This window comes from Bradyrhizobium sp. LeoB3 (assembly GCF_055456055.1).
The window spans coordinates 37,942-54,502 of the sequence record NZ_JBVBEF010000058.1 but is presented as its reverse complement, the minus strand read 5'-3'; the positions used below and the strand labels follow the sequence as shown (position 1 = coordinate 54,502).

The following is a 16,561-nucleotide window of genomic DNA, read 5'->3' as shown; positions in this document are numbered from 1 at the left end:
AGCGTGCCCACCATCAAGTGTCGTGCTCGTGATGGTGGGCACGCTGCGCTTTGCCCACCCTACGCGTTGAGGCTAAGCCGCCGCCTCGATCTCGACGACAATCCTGCCCGTCGTCACCTGTTCGCCCTCGGCAACGTCGATGGCCGACACCGTGCCCGCGACGCCGGCGGTGTGCACGTGCTCCATCTTCATCGCTTCCAAAGTCATCACGGGCTGGCCGGCGGCAACCTGCTCGCCCGGCTTGACCAGCACCGCGACGACGCGGCCGTTCATGGCGGCGCGGACCTTGCCGTCGCCATTGGCCCCCGAGGCGGCCTCGGGCGGCGCCAGCGTCAGATCGCGAACCGAGAGCGTGACGTCGTGATTGAGGATGTAAAGACGATCGCCGTCGCGCAGGAATTTTGCGCGCGCCATGAGGCCGTTGGTGCGATAGCGGATCGCATCGAGGCCGAGCTCATCGAGCTCGAAACGATGCCTGTGTCCCGCGACGTCGGCAACATAAAAGCCGTCGCGCTCGCGCACGATCTCGACCTCGCGGAGGCCGCGGCCGAGATCGATGCGCAATCCGAGCGGGAACGTCGCAGCGAGCGAGCGGCCGCCTCGCCAGGGCGGCGCGTGCGGATTGGTGACGTAGAGCAGCAGCGCCGCGAGCGCCGCATCCGCGCTCTCGTCGGCGCGCGGCGCCAGCAGTTCGCTCCGATGCGCTGAGATGAACGACGTCGTTGCCTCGCCCCTGGCGAAGGCTGGATGGCGCAGGCAGGAGATCAGAAAGCCCTGGTTGGTGGTGACGCCGAAGGCTTCGACCTGCTCCAGCGCCACGATCAGCTTGCTGCGCGCTTCGCGCCGGTCGATGCCATGGCTGATGATCTTGGCGATCATGGAATCATAGAATGGCGGAATTTCCGAACCCGATTGCAACGCATGTTCGACGCGGACGCCGTCCGGCATCTGCCAGCGCGCCATCGTGCCCGATTGCGGCATGAAGTCATGGTCCGCGTCCTCCGAGCACAGCCGCACCTCGATCGCGTGGCCGGAGAATGTGATGTCCTCCTGCTTCACGCCGAGCGGCTCGCCGCGGGCGACGCGCAACTGCAGCTCGACCAGATCGAGCCCGGTGATTGCCTCGGTGACGGGATGCTCGACCTGCAGGCGCGTGTTCATTTCCATGAAATAGAAGTCGCCGTTGCCGTCGAGCAAAAATTCCAGCGTGCCGGCGCCCTCGTAGCGAAGCGCCTTCACCGCCTGGACCGCGACCGCGCCCATCCGCGCCCGCAGCCCGGGCGACACTGCCGGCGACGGCGCCTCCTCGATCAGCTTCTGGTGCCGGCGCTGCACCGAGCAGTCGCGCTCGCCGAGATGGATCGCGTTGCCATGGCGATCGCCGAACACCTGGATCTCGATGTGGCGGGGATTGACGATCGCGCGCTCCAGGATGACCGTCGCATCGCCGAAGGCGCCCTGCGCCTCCGAGCGCGCGCTGCGCAGCACATCCGGGAACGACGCGGCGTCTGTGACCAGCCGCATGCCGCGCCCGCCGCCGCCGGCGACCGCCTTGATCATCACGGGAAAGCCGATCCTTCGCGCTTCCGCTAGCATGACCTCGTCGCTCTGGTCGGCGCCCTGATAGCCAGGCACGCAGGGCACACCGGCCTTTTGCATGATCTCCTTGGCGCCCGCCTTGTTGCCCATCGCCCGGATCGCTTCCGGCGACGGGCCGATGAAGACGAGGCCGGCGTCGCGACAGGCTTGCGCAAAATCCTCGTTCTCGGCGAGGAAGCCGTAGCCGGGATGCACGGCGCCGGCGCCGCTGGCCTTGGCGGCGGCGATGATCGCATCGATGTTGAGATAGGATTGCGACGGCAGCGCCTCGCCAATGCCCACCGCGTGATCGGCCTCGCGCACATGCAGGGCATCACGGTCGGCATCGGAATAAACGGCGACGACGCCGTAGCCGAGCCGCCGCGCGGTGCGCATGATCCGCAGCGCGATCTCGCCGCGATTGGCAATCAGGATCCTGTAGAACATCCCGCCCCCTTCATTCGATCATGATCCGATTAGACGAAAATCGGATCATGATCTCATCTCTTTGTTTGAGCATGATCTTTTCGGAAAACCGGTTTCCACTTTTCCGGATCATGCTCCAATCATGGCCGCGCCACCGAGAACTGCATGCGCTGAGGATTGCGCGCGTCCGCCTCGCGGCAGATCGCAAGCACCTCGGCGAGCACGCTGCGGGTGTCGCGCGGATCGATCACGCCGTCGTCGAGCACGCGCGCGCTGGTGGAGAACACGTCCATCTGGCCGTCGAACACGCCGATGATCTCGGCTTTCATCGCGTCCAGCTTCTCCTTCGGGACCGGCTTGCCGCGGCGGGCGGCGGCGGCTTCGGTGACGATCGCCATGGTCTCGGCGGCCTGCTCGCCGCCCATCACGGCGGTCTTGGCATTGGGCCATGAGAAGCAGAAGCGCGGATGGAAGCCGCGGCCGCACATGCCGTAATTGCCGGCACCGAACGAGGCGCCGCAATAGATCGTGATCTGCGGCACCGTCGCCGAGGTCACCGCCTGGATCATCTTGGAGCCGTGCTTGATCATGCCGGCTTCCTCATAGGCCTTGCCGACCATGTAGCCGGTGGTGTTGTTCAGATAGAGCAGCGGCGTGCGCGACTGGCAGCAGGCCTGGATGAAATGCGTCGCCTTGTTAGCACCGGGCACATCGAGCGGGCCGTTATTAGTGATGATGCCGATCGCCTGCCCTTCGATGCGGGCATGGCCGCAGATCGTGGCCGGACCATAATTGGCGCCGAACTCGGTGAAATCGGAATCGTCGATGAAGCGCGCGATCGCCTGACGCATGTCGACGGGACGCTTGTGGTCCATCGGCATGATGCCGAGCAGCTCTTCCGCATCATAGCGCGGCGGCTTGAACGACGCGCTCGCGGGCTTGCCCCGGTCCCATTCGAGACTTGCCATGATGTCGCGCGCGATCCGGATGGCGTCGCGGTCGTCCTCGGCGAGGTAATCGCCGAGGCCGGAGATCGAGGTGTGCATCTCGGCGCCGCCGAGTTCCTCCTCGGTCGCGATCTCGCCGGTAGCGGCTTTGAGCAGCGGCGGACCGGCGAGGAAGGCGCGGGTGCGGCCGCGCACCATCACGATGTAATCGGATAATCCTGTCTGATAGGCGCCGCCGGCGGTGGACGAGCCATGCGTCACCGTGACCACCGGCAAGCCGGCTGCCGAGAGCCGCGCCAGGTTGCGAAAGATGTTGCCGCCCCTGACAAAATCCTCGACGCGGTAGCGCAACAGATTGGCGCCGGCGCTCTCGACGAGCTGCACATAAGGCAGCTTGTTCTCGAGTGCCAGTTCCTGCACCCGCAGCGTCTTGTCGAGACCATAAGGCTGCAGCGCACCGGCATCGATGCCGGCATCATTGGCGCTGACCATGCAGCGGATGCCGGAGACGAAGCCGATGCCGGCGATCAGCCCGCCGCCAGGCACGCTTTTCTCCGCATCCGCGACGTCGAACATGTAGCCTGCGAGCGTCGACAATTCGAGGAAGGGCGAGCCGGGATCGAGCACCAGCGCCACCCGTTCGCGCGGCAGGAGCTGGCCGCGCTTGTGGAAGCGGTCCTTTGCAGCAGCGGATGCCGCGCGGGTGCGTTCCTCCAGCGCGCGCATCCGGGAAATCAGCGCCAGCATGCCTTCGCGATTGGCCTGGAAGGCGGCGCTGGAGGGCGAGATGGTATTTTCGATGATGGCCATAGCTCAGCCCTCTCCGTCATTCCGGGGCGCGCGAAGCGCGAGCCCGGAATCCATCGGGCCGCGGACGCTCATGGAGAAATGGATTCCGGGCTCGCGCTGCGCGCGCCCCGGAATGACAGGGGTGTTCTTGGTAAGCATCATGCGCTTTTCGCTTCCGAGAAATATTCACTAGACGCCTGCCGCAGTTCGACCTTGCGCAGCTTGCCGGTTGCCGTCATCGGCATTTCGTCGAGGATACGCACCAGTTTCGGCACCTGGAAGCCACCGAGATGCTTTCGGCAATGCTCGATGATGTCCGCTTCGCCAACCGCAGCATTCGGCTTCAGCTTGACGAAGGCGGAGACGGCTTCGCCCCATTGCGGGTGCGGCAGGCCGACCACCGCGGCGTTCTGCACCGCGGGGTGTGCGAGCAGCGTCTCCTCGATCTTCACGGAAGCCACGTTCTCGCCGCCGGACTTGATCATGTCCTTCTTGCGATCGAGGAACAGCACCTCGCCATTGTCGTCGATCAGCGCGAGGTCGCCGGTGTGATGCCAGCCGAACTTGCGCGCCTCTTCGGTCGCCTTCGGGTCCTTGTAATAGCCCATCATTACGTTCGGCCCGCGATGCACGAGCTCGCCGATCTCGCCGCGCGGCAAGAGATTGCCGTTGTCGTCCATGATCGCGGTCTCGTTAACAACAAGCGACTCGCCCCAATAATTGCCGAAGCGATTGAGCTGCACTTCGGGCCGCGACATCGTGGTCGCCGGATACATCTCGGTCTGGCCGCTGGAGAGCACGAAGTTTGGACACAAGTCGGCGATGGCGCGTTCGAGCAGCGGCTTGCCCATCGGTGCCATGGTGTAGATGCAGCAGCGCAAGCCCGAAAGATCGAATTCCCGCCGCCGCGGATGGTCGAGGATCGCCTGATACATCAGCGACAGCCCGACAAAGACGGTGAGCTTGTCGCGGACGATCGCCTCCATGCAGACCACGGGATCGAAGCCACGCATCAGCGCCATGCGGCCGCCGACCGAGAGATAGCTGAGCAGCAGCACATGGCCGGCACAGTGGAACAGCGGAAACTGGCCGGTGATGCCGTCATCGCGGGAGAGCTGCATCTCGATGCAATTGCTCATCACCGCCATTACCACGGCGAGGTGGCAGTGCATCGCGCCCTTCGGCCGCGACGTCGTGCCGGAGGTGTAGATGATCATGGCGAGATCGCGGTCGTTGATCTCGATCTCGGGTTCGATGTCGGATTGACCCTTAATGAGATCGTTGAAATTCTCGAGGCCGGTCGCCGCGACTTTTCCGGCAAGATCGATCGCGACCATCCCGATGCCGCGCTGTTCGAGCGCCGCGCGCCGCTCCGCTTGCGCATGCAGATTGTCGTCGATCAGCGCGAAGCGGACCTCGGCATGGCCGAGGATGTAATCCATATCGGCAGGCCCGAGCATGGTGTTGATCGGGACCCAGATGAGGCCCGCGCGGTGAATGCCGAATAGCGCTTTGACGAATTCGACCGAGTTGTTGCAGATGGTCGAGATTTTTTCGCCCGGCTTTAGCCCCCGCTGCACGAGGTAGTTGGCAAATCGGTTAGCGTCGCGTTCGAGCTCGGTGAAGGTGACGCGCCGCGCCCCGTCGGTGAGCGCGACGCGATCAGGAAAGCGCCGTGCTGCACGCTTGAGCAGATCGCCGATTGCCACCCGGCCGATCTGCCCCGGACCCGGCACGCCGCCGGTTGCTGCGAGATTATCCATTGATTTGATTCCCTCCCCTCCACCCGCCGTCGTCATTCCGGGGCGCGCGTAGCGCGAGCCCGGAATCCATTTCGCCACAGGTCCATGCGGCCCGATGGATTCGGGGCTCATCGCTTCGCGATGCCCCGGAATGACAGCGGAGCAGCCCTAGTGCCTCACCCCGAAAATCTGCCGCGCCTCGGCGGGGCTCGCGATCTCGCGCCCGGCCTTGCGCGCGCAGGCGGCGATCGCCTCGATCAACTGGCCGTTGGAGGTCACCTTGGTTCCATCAGCCAGATAGAACGTGTCCTCCAACCCGGTGCGCAAGTGGCCGCCGAGATCGGCGGCGCGCTGGTGCAATGGCCAGATCTCGGCGCGGCCGATCGCGGTGACCTGCCAATGCGCGTCCGGCGCCTTCAGCTTGAGCAGGATCGGCAGCAATTCCGGATCAGCCGGCATGCCCGAGGCAACGCCCATCACGAAATTATATTCGAGCGGACCGGAATACATGCCGGTCTGCCGGTACATGCCGACGCAGCGCACGATGCCGACGTCGAAACATTCGAACTCAGGAATCGTGCCGGCATCCTTCATCACGTCGAGATAATCCTGCACCTTCTCGACCGCGTTATCGAACAGCATCGGCGGCCAGGCCCAGGTGTTGTCGGCCTTGACCTTCAGATAATTCAGCGAACCGGCATTGCAGGCGGCGATCTCGGGCCTGGTTTCGCGGACGCAATCGAGCGCGCCCTGATAGTTCGGGCCGGAGGTGCCCGTGGTGTGATTGATGATGACACCGGGGCAGGCTTCGCGGATCGCCTGCTGGATCTCCTTGCTGACGCCGACCTCCCAGGACGGCAGATGGCCCTTGCCAGGTGCCTGCTGGCGCAGATGGATATGCATGATGCTGGCGCCGGCGTTGAAGGCCGCCTTGGCCTCGCGCGCCATCTGTTCCGGCGTCACCGGCACATTGTGCTGTTTTGGATCGGTCAGCACGCCGTTCAGCGCGCAGGTGATAACGGCCTTGTCGCTCATGCATCCTGCCCAAAGTGTTTGAATGGCGCGGTTTTTTGCATGATGCGGGATTTGGCCGGGGCCCTCTTGCGTTGACTGGCTATTGCCGCGGCGGCAGGCAGGTCGCCGTGGCAATAGCGCGCATGGAGGTTTGCTCTGAATCAAACCCGGACGCCGCGACGGGGCTATGAGTTTCCCTAGATTCTGGGAGACACGACATGGCCTACAAAGACCTCCTCTTGACGCTCGCGAGCTACCCCGAAACGACGCCGCCGGCGGCGATCGATCTTGCGACCGATTTCGCCGCCGCCGTCGGTGCCAAGATTTCCGCGATCGCCTGCGAGATCCGCGTCGCCGTGCCCGGCAGCTTCCTGAGCCCGGCGCTGCTCGACGTTCCCGGAATCGCCGCGACCGATGAAAGGAAATCACGCTTTCAGGCCGAGGCCGCGCTCGCAGCGTTCCAGGCCGCCGCGGAAAAGCGCGGCGTCTTCGAGGAACGCATCCTGGAACGCTGCCTGACCTCCGAGCAGCGCGAGCTATTGGTCGAGTATGCGCGGCTTCGCGACCTCACCATCATTCCGGTCCAGGACGATGCCCTGTTCGGCGCCTGGAATGCCGAGCCGATCATTTTCGAATCCGGACGCCCCGTCCTGCTGCTGCCGCAAACCAGCCGCAAGCCGTTCATCCTGAATACGGCAACGGTGGCCTGGGACTTCAGCCGTCCGGCCGCCCGCGCTGTCGCGGACGCGCTGCCGCTGCTCAAGCAGGCCAAGCGCGTCCACATCGTGACGGTGACCAATGAGAAGCGCATCGACACCAAGCGGTCCGGGCCGGAACTTGCCAAGCATCTCGCCCGTCACGGCGTCGAGGTGATCCTCGACACCGTCGATGCCGCGGGCCGCTCGGTCGCGCACGCGCTGGAGGCTGCGCTGACGAGCCATGACAGCGACCTTCTGGTCATGGGCGCGTTCGGCCATTCCCGCTTCCGCCAATTCGTGCTCGGCGGCGCCACGCTCAGCATGATGTCACACCCGCCGCTGCCCGTGCTGCTGTCGCACTGATGGCGGAAGGCGGCCAGCGACCGGCCGGACCCAGGAGTGAATTGTAGACGCTCTCTCCGTCATGGCCGGGCTTGTCCCGGCCATCTACGTGCTGGCGACACCAAAGGAAGATGTGGATGCCCGGGACAAGCCCGGGCGTGACGATTAGGGGACCACCGCTTCCGTGAACGATCCGCTGCTGCGATAGATCGCGAGATCGCGCGAGCCGGAGAAGATCGCGCGCGGCTTCAGGCCGTAGAAGCGGCGGATCGAGTGGCTGAAATGGGTCGAGTCGGGATAGCCGATGTCCTGCGCCAGATGCGCCAGGTTGATGTCCTGGTTGGCGAAATGCAACAGATGCCGCGCCCGCTTCCAGGCACGGAAGGAGCGGAACGAGATCCCGGTCTCCTCCTTGAACAGATGCAGGAAGCGCGAGGGCGACAGCGCGGCATCCGCCGCGCAATCCGCCGCCGTCACCGGCTCGCCGGAGAATTTGCCGATGCGCATGATGGCCCGCACCACGCGCGGATCGAGCACACGCTGCGGCAGCCCCTCTCCGAAGCACATGATGTCGAACTCGGCGTTCGAGAGGTTGTCGCTATATTGCCGACGTCCGAGTGCGGCATAGGCGGCGCGGATGCGGTCGGCGAAGATTTGGCTTTCCGAGCCCGTCAACAGCCTTGAGAACGACTCGAGCGCGCCGACGCGAACGCTCTCAGGCTCGATGGCGACGCAGATCGCCGAGCGATAGTCGCTCGCGATCGTGTGGCGCAGGTTCGGCATGGTCACGACGAGATCACCATAGGACTCGCGGCCATCGCTGGTCGCGAGGTGCAGGCCGCCTTTGATCGCGACATAGACATGGAATGCGCCCGGACAGCGCTCGCGCGGGCGGCCGAGCAGTCCGGCGTAAAACACGCGCTCCGGCGTGATCAGCATCAGATGGCCTACTTCGCGGGCCTGGTCGTCCATGGTGGTTCCTCCTCGCACGGCTCTTCCCGGCCGTTGCGGCGCCAACCATAGCCGAAATCTGGCTGAAGTCACCGTTACAATTGGGGCGAGGAAACGGCTCTCTCCGTCATTGCGAGCGAAGCGAAGCAATCCATGCCACCACGAGTGGAGAAATGGATTGCTTCGTCGCTGTCGCTCCTCGCAATGACGGCCGGGGCGGGCGCTTTACCCACGCACCCGCGGCGCGACGTTTTGCTCCACGCCAGCCTTGCGTTCCGCCGCGACGGCCCGCTGGTATGCCTCGCGCTGCTGCAGCCGCGCCCAATAGGCTGCGACATTGGGACCGAAATCCTTGGCGAGCCCGATATTGTCGGCGAGCCGGAGTGCGTAGCCGATGGCGATGTCGGCGGCGGTGAAACGGCCGGCACACAGCGTCTCGGCCTTTCCGGTCGCGGCCTCCACCGCGCGCAGGCGGCCGAAGAACCACTTGGCGTAATCGCCGACCACCTGCGGATTGCGCCGCTCCTCCGGCTCGAGCTGGCCGTAGCGAAGCACCAGCGTCTGCGGGAAGGTCAGCGTGGCGTCGGAAAAGTACATCCAGTTCAGGAAGGCGCCATAGGCCGGCTCGTCGGATCCGACGATCAGTGGTGTCGGGCCATATTTAGTACCAAGGTAATGGCAGATGCCTGAGGACTCCGTCATCCGCGTCTCGCCATCGATCAGCAAGGGAATCGTGCCGAGCGGGTTCAGCGCCAGATAGTCCTTCGCGAACACGCGCGGCGGAAACGGCAGCATCTTGAGTTCATAGGGCAGTCCCATTTCCTCGAGCATCCAGAGCGGCCGGAACGAACGCGCGGCTTCGCAGTGATAAAGCGTGACCATCTCAGGCGCTTCCCTTCATGCTGGGCAACATACCCATCATCTTGCATAACACCATCAGCATGACTTCGTCAGCGCCACCGCCAATCGAGGTCAGGCGGCTATCGCGATAGGCGCGGCTGACCGGGGTCTCGTTCATGAAACCCATCCCGCCCCAATATTGCAGACAGGCGTCGGTGAGTTCACGGCCGAGCCGGCCGGCTTTCAGCTTCGCCATGGTGGCGAGACGGGTGACATCCTCGCCCGCGACCAGCGCCTCGCCGGCACGATAGATCAGCGAGCGCAACAGCTCGACCTCGGTCTGCATCTCCGCGAGCTTGAAGTGCACCACCTGGTTGTCGAGGATCGAGCCGCCGAACGCCTTGCGGCCCCGGGTATATTCGATGGTCTCGTTGATGATGAATTCATGCGCCTTCAGGCAGGCGGCGGCGCCCCACAGACGCTCCTCCTGGAACTGGATCATCTGGTAGGTGAAACCCTTGCCCTCCTCGCCGATCCGGTTGCGCTTGGGCACCCGGACATTGTCGAAGAAGATCTGCGCGGTGTCGGAGGAGCGCATGCCCATCTTGTCGAGCTTGCGCGCGATGGTGACGCCCTTGCTCTTCATCGGCACGCAGATCAGCGACTTGTTGCGATGGACCTGGCCGTCGCTGGTATTGGCGAGCAGGCAGATCCAGTCGGCCTGCGTGCCATTGGTGATCCACATCTTGCCGCCATTGATGACGTAGTCGTCGCCGTCAGAGCGCGCACTCGTCTTGATCGAGGCGACATCGGAGCCTGCGCCCGGTTCGGAGACGCCGATGCAGGCAACCTGATCGCCCGAAATCGCGGGACTGAGGAATTCGCGCCGCACGTCGTCGGAGCCGAACCGCGCCAGCGCGGGCGTGGCCATATCCGTCTGCACCCCGATCGCCATCGGCACGCCGCCGCATCTGATGGCCCCTAACTCTTCCGCCATCATCAGCGCAAAGCTGTAGTCGAGCCCCTGGCCGCCGAATTCGATGGGCTTGTTGAGGCCGAGGAAGCCGAGACTGCCGAGCTTCTTGAACAGCTCATGCGCGGGGAAGATGCCGGCGTCTTCCCAGTCGTCAACATAGGGGTTGATCTCGGCCGCGATGAATTTCTGCAAGATACGGCGGGGTTCGTCATGGTCGGCGGTGAAGATCATTTTTTGCTAAGCTCCAATCGGCGTTCTTGGTCAGCCGTCATGGCCGGGCTTGTCCCGGCCATCCACGTCCATCCGATCACGCGGGACCAAAGACGTGGATGCCCGGGACAAGCCCGGGCATGACGGTGGTGTATCCCTAGTCACAATCCCATCTGGCGGCTCGCGAGGTCCTTCATGATTTCCTCGGTGCCGCCGCCGATCGCGTTGACCTTGACCTCGCGGTAGATGCGCTCGACCTTGACGCCGCGCATGAAACCGGCGCCGCCGAAGATCTGCACCGCCTCGGAGGCGCAGAACGCCATGGTCTGGGTCGCCTGGTTCTTCATCATGCAGATCTCGGCGACCGGGCTTTCGCCTTGCCCCAGCCGCCAGGCCAGCATCTCCAGCATCGCTTGCGACGCTGCGACCTTCTGCGCCATGTCGACGATCTTGTGCCGGATCACCTGGTGCTGGGCGATCGGCTTGCCGAAGGTCTTGCGCTCCTTGGCGTAGGCGATCGCCTCCTCGAGGCAGACACGGGCATAGGCCGTGCAACTCGCCGCCATGCCCATGCGCTCGCTGTTGAAATTCTGCATGATGATCTTGAAGCCCTGGCCTTCCTCGCCGATCAGGTTTTCAGCGGGCACCCGGCACTCGTCGAAATGCAGCGTCGCCGTATCGGAGGCCCACCAGCCCATCTTCTTCAGTTTGGTGCGCGACAGGCCGGGCGTATCGCCCTCGATCAGCAGCAGGCTGACGCCACTGGGCCCCTCGCCGCCGGTGCGGACGGCGACCGTGATATAATCGGCGCGCACGCCCGAGGTGATGAACGTCTTTTCGCCGCTGACGACATAGTGATCGCCGTCGCGGCGCGCCTTGGTGCGCAAGTTCGCGACATCGGAGCCGCCGCTCGGCTCGGTGATCGCGAGCGCGGAAATCTTCTCGCCCCGCAGCACTTCCGGCAGCACACGCGCCCTGACCTCGGGACGGGCAGCGCGCGCGATCGGCGGCGAGCCGATGGTGTGGCTCATCAGGCTCGCACTGATGCCGCCGGCGCCGGCCCGCGCCAGTTCCTGCGAGGCCACGATCTTCATGAACTGGTCGGCGGGAATGCCGCCATATTCCTCCGGGAAGCCCAGCCCGAGCAAACCGATCTCGGAGGCCTTGCGATAGAGCTCGCGCGGAAACTCGCCCGCTTCGTCCCACTCGTGGGCGTAAGGCTCGATCTCCTTCTGCACGAAACGGCGCACCGCCTCGCGAAAGGCCTCGTGCTCGCTGCTGTAGAATGGGCTCGCCATCCCTTTGCTCCGTCGATTCCTGTGTCCGGAACGATGTCCGGAAATCGCCGCGCCAACTTGCGTCAAGTGGCTGCCGGCGGCGAATGGACGCCGATCCTACCCTCGGTCCAGCCACTAAACGCAAGACAGATTCCAGCCTCGGCCCGTCCACTGGTACCCCTGCGGATCATGATCAGGCGGCGCCAGACCGCCCACCGTGGGAGGGACATTTGCCGGTTCGTTACTACGACTGGATCGCTCATCATCGCCGGAGGACGCCTGACAAGGTCGCGATGGTCGACCTTGGCAGCGGCCGCCGCTTCACCTATGCGCAATCCGACGCACGGATCTCGAGGCTCGCGGCGCATCTGCGCGATCAGCTCAAGGTCGGGCGCGGCGACCGCGTCGCGGTGCTGGCGCTGAACACCACTGACACGCTGGAAGTGCAGTTCGCCTGCGGCCGGCTGGGCGCCGTGTTCCTGCCGCTTAACACCCGCCTCACGGTGCCGGAACTGCAGTTCATCGTCGGCGACGCCTCGCCGAAAGTGATGATCCATGATGGCGACCTCGCCGAGACGGCACTCAGCGTCGCGCGGCTCTGCAACGTGCCAACGGCGCTGCGGCTCGGCCCTGATGGCTCCTATGAAGCCGGCATCGCAGCAGCAAAGCCGATCGAGACATTCGAGCCCGTCACGCTCGATGACATCTCGACCATCATGTACACCTCGGGCACAACAGGCCAGCCGAAGGGCGCCATCATCACTCACGGCATGACGTTCTTCAATTGCGTCAATCTCGGCGGCCTCGCCTACATCTCGCCATCCTCGGTGTTCCTCTGCGTGCTGCCGCTGTTCCACACCGGCGGGCTCAATTGCTACACCAACCCGGTGCTGCATGCCGGCGGCACCGCCTTGATCATGCGCGCCTTCGATCCTGGCGAGGCCTTGCGCCTGATCAGCGATCCCGCTGAGCGCATCAACGCCTTCTTCGGCGTGCCCGCGATCTACCAGTTCATGGCGCAGCATCCGTCGTTTGCGAGCGCCGATTTCGGTCGGCTGATCATCGGCGGCGTCGGCGGCGCACCGATGCCGGTGCCGCTCTTGAAGGTGTGGGAAGCACGCGGCATGGCGCTGCAGCAGGGCTACGGCATGACCGAGACCTCGCCCGCGGTGATGGCGCTCGATCGCGAGGATGCCGCGCGCAAGGCGGGATCGGCCGGCAAGCCGGTGCTGCACACCGAAGTGCGGATCGTGCGTCCCGATGGCACCGACGCTGCCGTGGGCGAACTCGGCGAGCTCTGGGTCCGGGGGCCGAACATCACGCCGGGCTACTGGAACCGGCCTGACGCCAACGCCTCCTCCTTCACCGACGGCTGGCTGCACACGGGCGATGCGACGCGCGTGGACGAGGAAGGCTTCTACTACATCGTCGACCGATGGAAGGACATGTACATCTCCGGCGGCGAGAACGTCTACCCGGCCGAGGTCGAGAACGTGCTGCACCAGATTCCGGTGGTCGCCGAAGCGGCCGTGATCGGCATCCCTGATGAGCAATGGGGCGAGGTCGGCATGGCGATCGTCGCGGTGAAGCCGGGACAGACTCTGACGCCAGAACAGATCCACGCCCATTGCGCGGCCAATCTGGCACGCTTCAAATGCCCGCGGACAATCGAATTCGTCGATGCGCTGCCGCGCAATGCGACCGGCAAGATCCACAAGCCGACGCTGCGCAAGCAATTCGCCGAGCAGAAGCCGACCGATCTGGCGCAAGCCTCGTGACATGACACGCTGACAGGTTTCGCCGCCGCCTGCCGGGACCGGCGGCGATTTTCGTGCGTTCGTCCCCAACCACAAAAAGCCCGAGGGAATTGCTTTATGCAGAACAAGAAAATCGCTTTGCTTGCCGCCGTCGCGGCGTTCTCCCTGCTCTCGACCCAAGGCGCATTTGCGCAGAAGAAATACGACACCGGCGCGTCCGACACCGAGATCAAGATCGGCAATGTCGAGGCCTATAGCGGCCCGGCTTCCGCCTACGGCATCATCGGCAAGACCGAGGAAGCCTATTTCAAGATGATCAACGACCAGGCCGGCGTGAACGGTCGCAAGATCAACTGGATCTCCTACGACGACGGCTACTCGCCACCGAAGACGGTGGAGCAGGTCCGCAAGCTGATCGAGGGCGACGAGGTGTTTTTGGTGTTCAACGCGCTGGGCACGCCGACCCAGACCGCGGTGCAGAAATATCACAACGCCAAGAAGGTGCCGCAGCTCTTCCTCGCCACCGGTGCCAGCAAGTGGAACGATCCAAAGGATTTTCCCTGGACCATGGGCTTCCAGCCGAGCTACCGCGTCGAGGCCAGGATCTTCGCGAAATACATTCTCAAGAACAAGCCCAATGCCAAGGTCGCGATCTTCTACGCCAACGACGATTTCGGCAAGGATTACGTCGCAGGCTTCAAGGAGATCTTCGGCGAAAAGGCCTCCAGCCTGATCGTCGCCGAGGAAAGCTACGAGACCACCGAGCCCTCGATCGATTCCCACATTGTCAAGCTGAAGGGCACCGGCGCCGACGTCTTCGTCAACATCGCGACGCCGAAATTCGCAGCACAAGCGATCAAGAAGATCGCCGAACTGGACTGGAAGCCGATGCACCTGATGACCGACGTCTCGATCTCGATCGGCGCCGTCATGAAGCCGGCCGGTCTCGATGCATCCGAAGGCGTGCTGTCGGCGGGCTATCTCAAGGATGCGTCCGACCCGCAATGGAAGGACGATGAGGGCATGAAGAAGTTCATGGCGTTCATCGATAAATACATGCCGGGCGCCAATGTCACCGACACCAACACCGTTTATGGCTACGCCGCGGCGCAAACGCTGGTGCAGGTGCTGAAACAGTGCGGCGACAATCTCACCCGCGAAAATGTGATGAAGCAGGCCGCCAGCCTGAAGGATTTCGCACCGGATACGCTGATCCCCGGCATCAAGATCAACACCGGCCCGAATGATTTCGCCCCCATCGAGCAGCTCAAGATGATGCGGTTCACCAAGGGGCAGTGGGAATTGTTCGGCGACATCATCAGCGCCGAGACGGGCGGCTAATCGTCTGCCGTCATTCCGGGGCGCGCGAAGCGCGAACCCGGAATCTCGCCCCACAATCTCTGGATTCCGGGTTCGCTCGCTGTCGCGAGCGCCCCGGAATGACGGTTCATCTTTGTGTATCCTTGAGATCGTGCGGACGGCTCCCCACTTGAACGAGTGGCCCAACAAAGCGAGCCGCCGATCGTGGAAAGCCAGATGCATTATCTGCCGATGACACCGGGATCGTTCTCGATCCTGGTGTTCCTGGCACTGGCGCTGGTGATCCTGATCCAGCTCCGCATTCTCCGCTATGCCTATCTGAGCCTCGGTGTCAGTCCAGGAGCTGCGTTCCTTTTGCTGTTCGGCTCGCTGATCGGCAGCTATGTCAATATTCCGATCACGGAATTGTCGGGACCGCCGGTGAGATCCGGCGAGATCGTCGACTTCTTCGGCATGCGTTATGTCGTGCCGCTGGTGACCGCGCCCAGCACGATCCTGGCCGTAAATGTCGGCGGCGCGGTGATTCCGACATTCGTGTCGATCTACCTGGTCGTCAGATACGAGCTCTGGGTCAGGGCCGCGATCGGTACCGCCATCATCGCCTTCATCGTCCATTGGCTGGCGACGCCGGTGCCGGGCATCGGCATCGCGGTGCCGGTGTTCGTGCCCGTTGTCAGCGTCGCGATCATCGCGCTCCTGCTCTCGCGTATCTATGCCGCGCCGCTCGCCTATATCGCAGGTTCAGTCGGAACACTGATCGGCGCCGATATTCTCAACCTGGACAAGATCGGCAGCCTGGGCGCGCCCATCGCCTCGATTGGCGGCGCCGGCACGTTTGATGGCGTGTTCCTGACCGGCATCCTCGCGGTGTTGCTCGCCGCCATCGTTTCACCCTCGCCCCTGCACCGCGCCTCGTAGCGCGTCGCTAACCCGGCAGGAAAATCGCAAACGGTTCGTCGACGGTGCGGCGCAGATGCTCGCGATAGAGCGCGTAGTTCTCGTCATCGGGCGATACCCGACCGACCGAGGGATTGGCGATGTTCTTGATCGGTACGAATGCGATGGGTGCGGCAATCGGCGTCAGCAGTGAGCCGCGGCCGGCGAGCAGTGTCGTGATGATGCCGTACATCTCGCCGGTGTTGCGCGGCCTGGACACCGTGATCAGGCGATGCTGGCCGTGCCGGTTGGTGACGAGATAGACGAAGCCGGACTGGTTGGGCACGGCGACTTCGCCGAACTGGGTGTAGGCGGCATCCAGCCGCTCACCCTCGCGAAAAATAAGCGACGAGACGGCGTCGTCCCAGGCGATCTCGGTGCGATAGGCGTAGACCGCGTCCTTGGCCCCGAACGAGGGCCGGACCGTGAGATAGGTGCCCTCGATCCACTGCACCGCCCGCCGCGAATAGGCCCCCAGCCCGTCGGGCGCGACTTCGCCATTGGCCACCGGCATCGCCGGCGCCGGCTGGACCTTGCGCAAGGAGACGCCGAGTGCCTGTTCGAGCCGCACCGTGGTCTGCAGCGTGAACGGGCGGCGCCCGCCCAGCACCTTTTCCAGCGTCGACAGGCTGAGCTTGGCCTGCTCGGCCAGCGCCTGCCGCGAGATGCGCCGGCGCGCCAATTCCTCGCGGATCAGCTCCGCGATCTGCCGACTTTGTTCCTCGGAAAGCTGCTTGTCCGGCGTCGGCATCGTCACC

13 protein-coding genes are annotated in these 16,561 nt (G+C 64.2%); 4 read left to right on the top strand and 9 right to left on the bottom strand.

Annotated elements, in window-relative coordinates:
* Positions 1-72: 72 nt before the first annotated feature.
* From ACZXDY_RS29730 to ACZXDY_RS29715, 4 genes are all read right to left on the bottom strand, one after another.
* Entirely contained in the window at positions 73-2,025 is a 1,953-nt protein-coding gene (locus tag ACZXDY_RS29730) for an acetyl/propionyl/methylcrotonyl-CoA carboxylase subunit alpha (RefSeq protein ID WP_464347953.1), read from the bottom strand.
* A gap of 119 nt (positions 2,026-2,144) precedes the next feature.
* On the bottom strand, positions 2,145-3,761 hold the full coding sequence (locus tag ACZXDY_RS29725; protein ID WP_464347952.1) for an acyl-CoA carboxylase subunit beta: 1,617 nt from the start codon (positions 3,759-3,761) through the stop codon (positions 2,145-2,147).
* A gap of 137 nt (positions 3,762-3,898) precedes the next feature.
* The gene (locus tag ACZXDY_RS29720) at positions 3,899-5,503 is read right to left on the bottom strand and encodes an AMP-binding protein (RefSeq protein ID WP_464347951.1); all 1,605 of its coding nucleotides are present in this window, start codon (positions 5,501-5,503) and stop codon (positions 3,899-3,901) included.
* Positions 5,504-5,650: 147 nt separating this feature from the next.
* Complete coding sequence (locus ACZXDY_RS29715; RefSeq protein WP_464347950.1) at positions 5,651-6,517, bottom strand: beta-keto acid cleavage family enzyme; 867 nt, start codon at positions 6,515-6,517, stop codon at positions 5,651-5,653.
* 197 nt (positions 6,518-6,714) lie between these two features.
* Between ACZXDY_RS29715 and ACZXDY_RS29710 the strand changes: the two genes are divergently transcribed.
* The gene (locus ACZXDY_RS29710; protein ID WP_464347949.1) at positions 6,715-7,557 is read left to right on the top strand and encodes a universal stress protein; all 843 of its coding nucleotides are present in this window, start codon (positions 6,715-6,717) and stop codon (positions 7,555-7,557) included.
* 144 nt (positions 7,558-7,701) lie between these two features.
* Here ACZXDY_RS29710 and ACZXDY_RS29705 read toward each other — a convergent pair whose 3' ends face one another.
* The 4 genes from ACZXDY_RS29705 to ACZXDY_RS29690 all read right to left on the bottom strand — a co-directional run bounded on the left by ACZXDY_RS29705 (position 7,702) and on the right by ACZXDY_RS29690 (position 11,811).
* A complete protein-coding gene (locus ACZXDY_RS29705) occupies positions 7,702-8,508 on the bottom strand; it encodes a helix-turn-helix domain-containing protein (protein WP_464347948.1) in 807 nt (268 codons plus the stop codon).
* A gap of 204 nt (positions 8,509-8,712) precedes the next feature.
* Complete coding sequence (locus tag ACZXDY_RS29700; RefSeq protein ID WP_464347947.1) at positions 8,713-9,369, bottom strand: glutathione S-transferase family protein; 657 nt, start codon at positions 9,367-9,369, stop codon at positions 8,713-8,715.
* Between the two features lies 1 nt (position 9,370).
* Positions 9,371-10,534, bottom strand: a complete 1,164-nt coding sequence (locus ACZXDY_RS29695; protein WP_028167264.1) for an acyl-CoA dehydrogenase family protein — start codon at positions 10,532-10,534, stop codon at positions 9,371-9,373.
* 140 nt (positions 10,535-10,674) lie between these two features.
* On the bottom strand, positions 10,675-11,811 hold the full coding sequence (locus ACZXDY_RS29690) for an acyl-CoA dehydrogenase family protein (RefSeq protein WP_464347946.1): 1,137 nt from the start codon (positions 11,809-11,811) through the stop codon (positions 10,675-10,677).
* 209 nt (positions 11,812-12,020) lie between these two features.
* Between ACZXDY_RS29690 and ACZXDY_RS29685 the strand changes: the two genes are divergently transcribed.
* The 3 genes from ACZXDY_RS29685 (at position 12,021) to ACZXDY_RS29675 (ending at position 15,785) form a co-directional block, all read left to right on the top strand.
* On the top strand, positions 12,021-13,568 hold the full coding sequence (locus tag ACZXDY_RS29685) for an acyl-CoA synthetase (RefSeq protein WP_464347945.1): 1,548 nt from the start codon (positions 12,021-12,023) through the stop codon (positions 13,566-13,568).
* 96 nt (positions 13,569-13,664) lie between these two features.
* Complete coding sequence (locus ACZXDY_RS29680) at positions 13,665-14,888, top strand: ABC transporter substrate-binding protein (RefSeq protein WP_464347944.1); 1,224 nt, start codon at positions 13,665-13,667, stop codon at positions 14,886-14,888.
* A 183-nt stretch (positions 14,889-15,071) separates the two neighbouring features.
* The gene (locus ACZXDY_RS29675; RefSeq protein WP_028167268.1) at positions 15,072-15,785 is read left to right on the top strand and encodes a DUF1614 domain-containing protein; all 714 of its coding nucleotides are present in this window, start codon (positions 15,072-15,074) and stop codon (positions 15,783-15,785) included.
* A gap of 7 nt (positions 15,786-15,792) precedes the next feature.
* On the opposite strand, the gene ACZXDY_RS29670 is transcribed toward ACZXDY_RS29675, so the two are convergent.
* Positions 15,793-16,554 carry a helix-turn-helix domain-containing protein gene (locus ACZXDY_RS29670; protein ID WP_464347956.1) on the bottom strand — a complete coding sequence of 254 codons (762 nt, stop codon included), beginning with the start codon at positions 16,552-16,554 and terminating at the stop codon, positions 15,793-15,795.
* Positions 16,555-16,561 lie beyond the last annotated feature (7 nt).

Bases quoted from the DNA above. Each gene is read 5' to 3' on its own strand.
- ACZXDY_RS29690 (WP_464347946.1), bottom strand. From the start codon at position 11,811: ATGGCGAGCCCATTCTACAGCAGCGAGCACGAGGCCTTTCGCGAGGCG.
- ACZXDY_RS29700 (WP_464347947.1), bottom strand. From the start codon at position 9,369: ATGGTCACGCTTTATCACTGCGAAGCCGCGCGTTCGTTCCGGCCGCTC.
- ACZXDY_RS29680 (WP_464347944.1), top strand. From the start codon at position 13,665: ATGCAGAACAAGAAAATCGCTTTGCTTGCCGCCGTCGCGGCGTTCTCC.
- ACZXDY_RS29720 (WP_464347951.1), bottom strand. From the start codon at position 5,503: ATGGATAATCTCGCAGCAACCGGCGGCGTGCCGGGTCCGGGGCAGATC.
- ACZXDY_RS29705 (WP_464347948.1), bottom strand. From the start codon at position 8,508: ATGGACGACCAGGCCCGCGAAGTAGGCCATCTGATGCTGATCACGCCG.
- ACZXDY_RS29725 (WP_464347952.1), bottom strand. From the start codon at position 3,761: ATGGCCATCATCGAAAATACCATCTCGCCCTCCAGCGCCGCCTTCCAG.
- ACZXDY_RS29715 (WP_464347950.1), bottom strand. From the start codon at position 6,517: ATGAGCGACAAGGCCGTTATCACCTGCGCGCTGAACGGCGTGCTGACC.
- ACZXDY_RS29695 (WP_028167264.1), bottom strand. From the start codon at position 10,534: ATGATCTTCACCGCCGACCATGACGAACCCCGCCGTATCTTGCAGAAA.
- ACZXDY_RS29710 (WP_464347949.1), top strand. From the start codon at position 6,715: ATGGCCTACAAAGACCTCCTCTTGACGCTCGCGAGCTACCCCGAAACG.
- ACZXDY_RS29670 (WP_464347956.1), bottom strand. From the start codon at position 16,554: ATGCCGACGCCGGACAAGCAGCTTTCCGAGGAACAAAGTCGGCAGATC.
- ACZXDY_RS29730 (WP_464347953.1), bottom strand. From the start codon at position 2,025: ATGTTCTACAGGATCCTGATTGCCAATCGCGGCGAGATCGCGCTGCGG.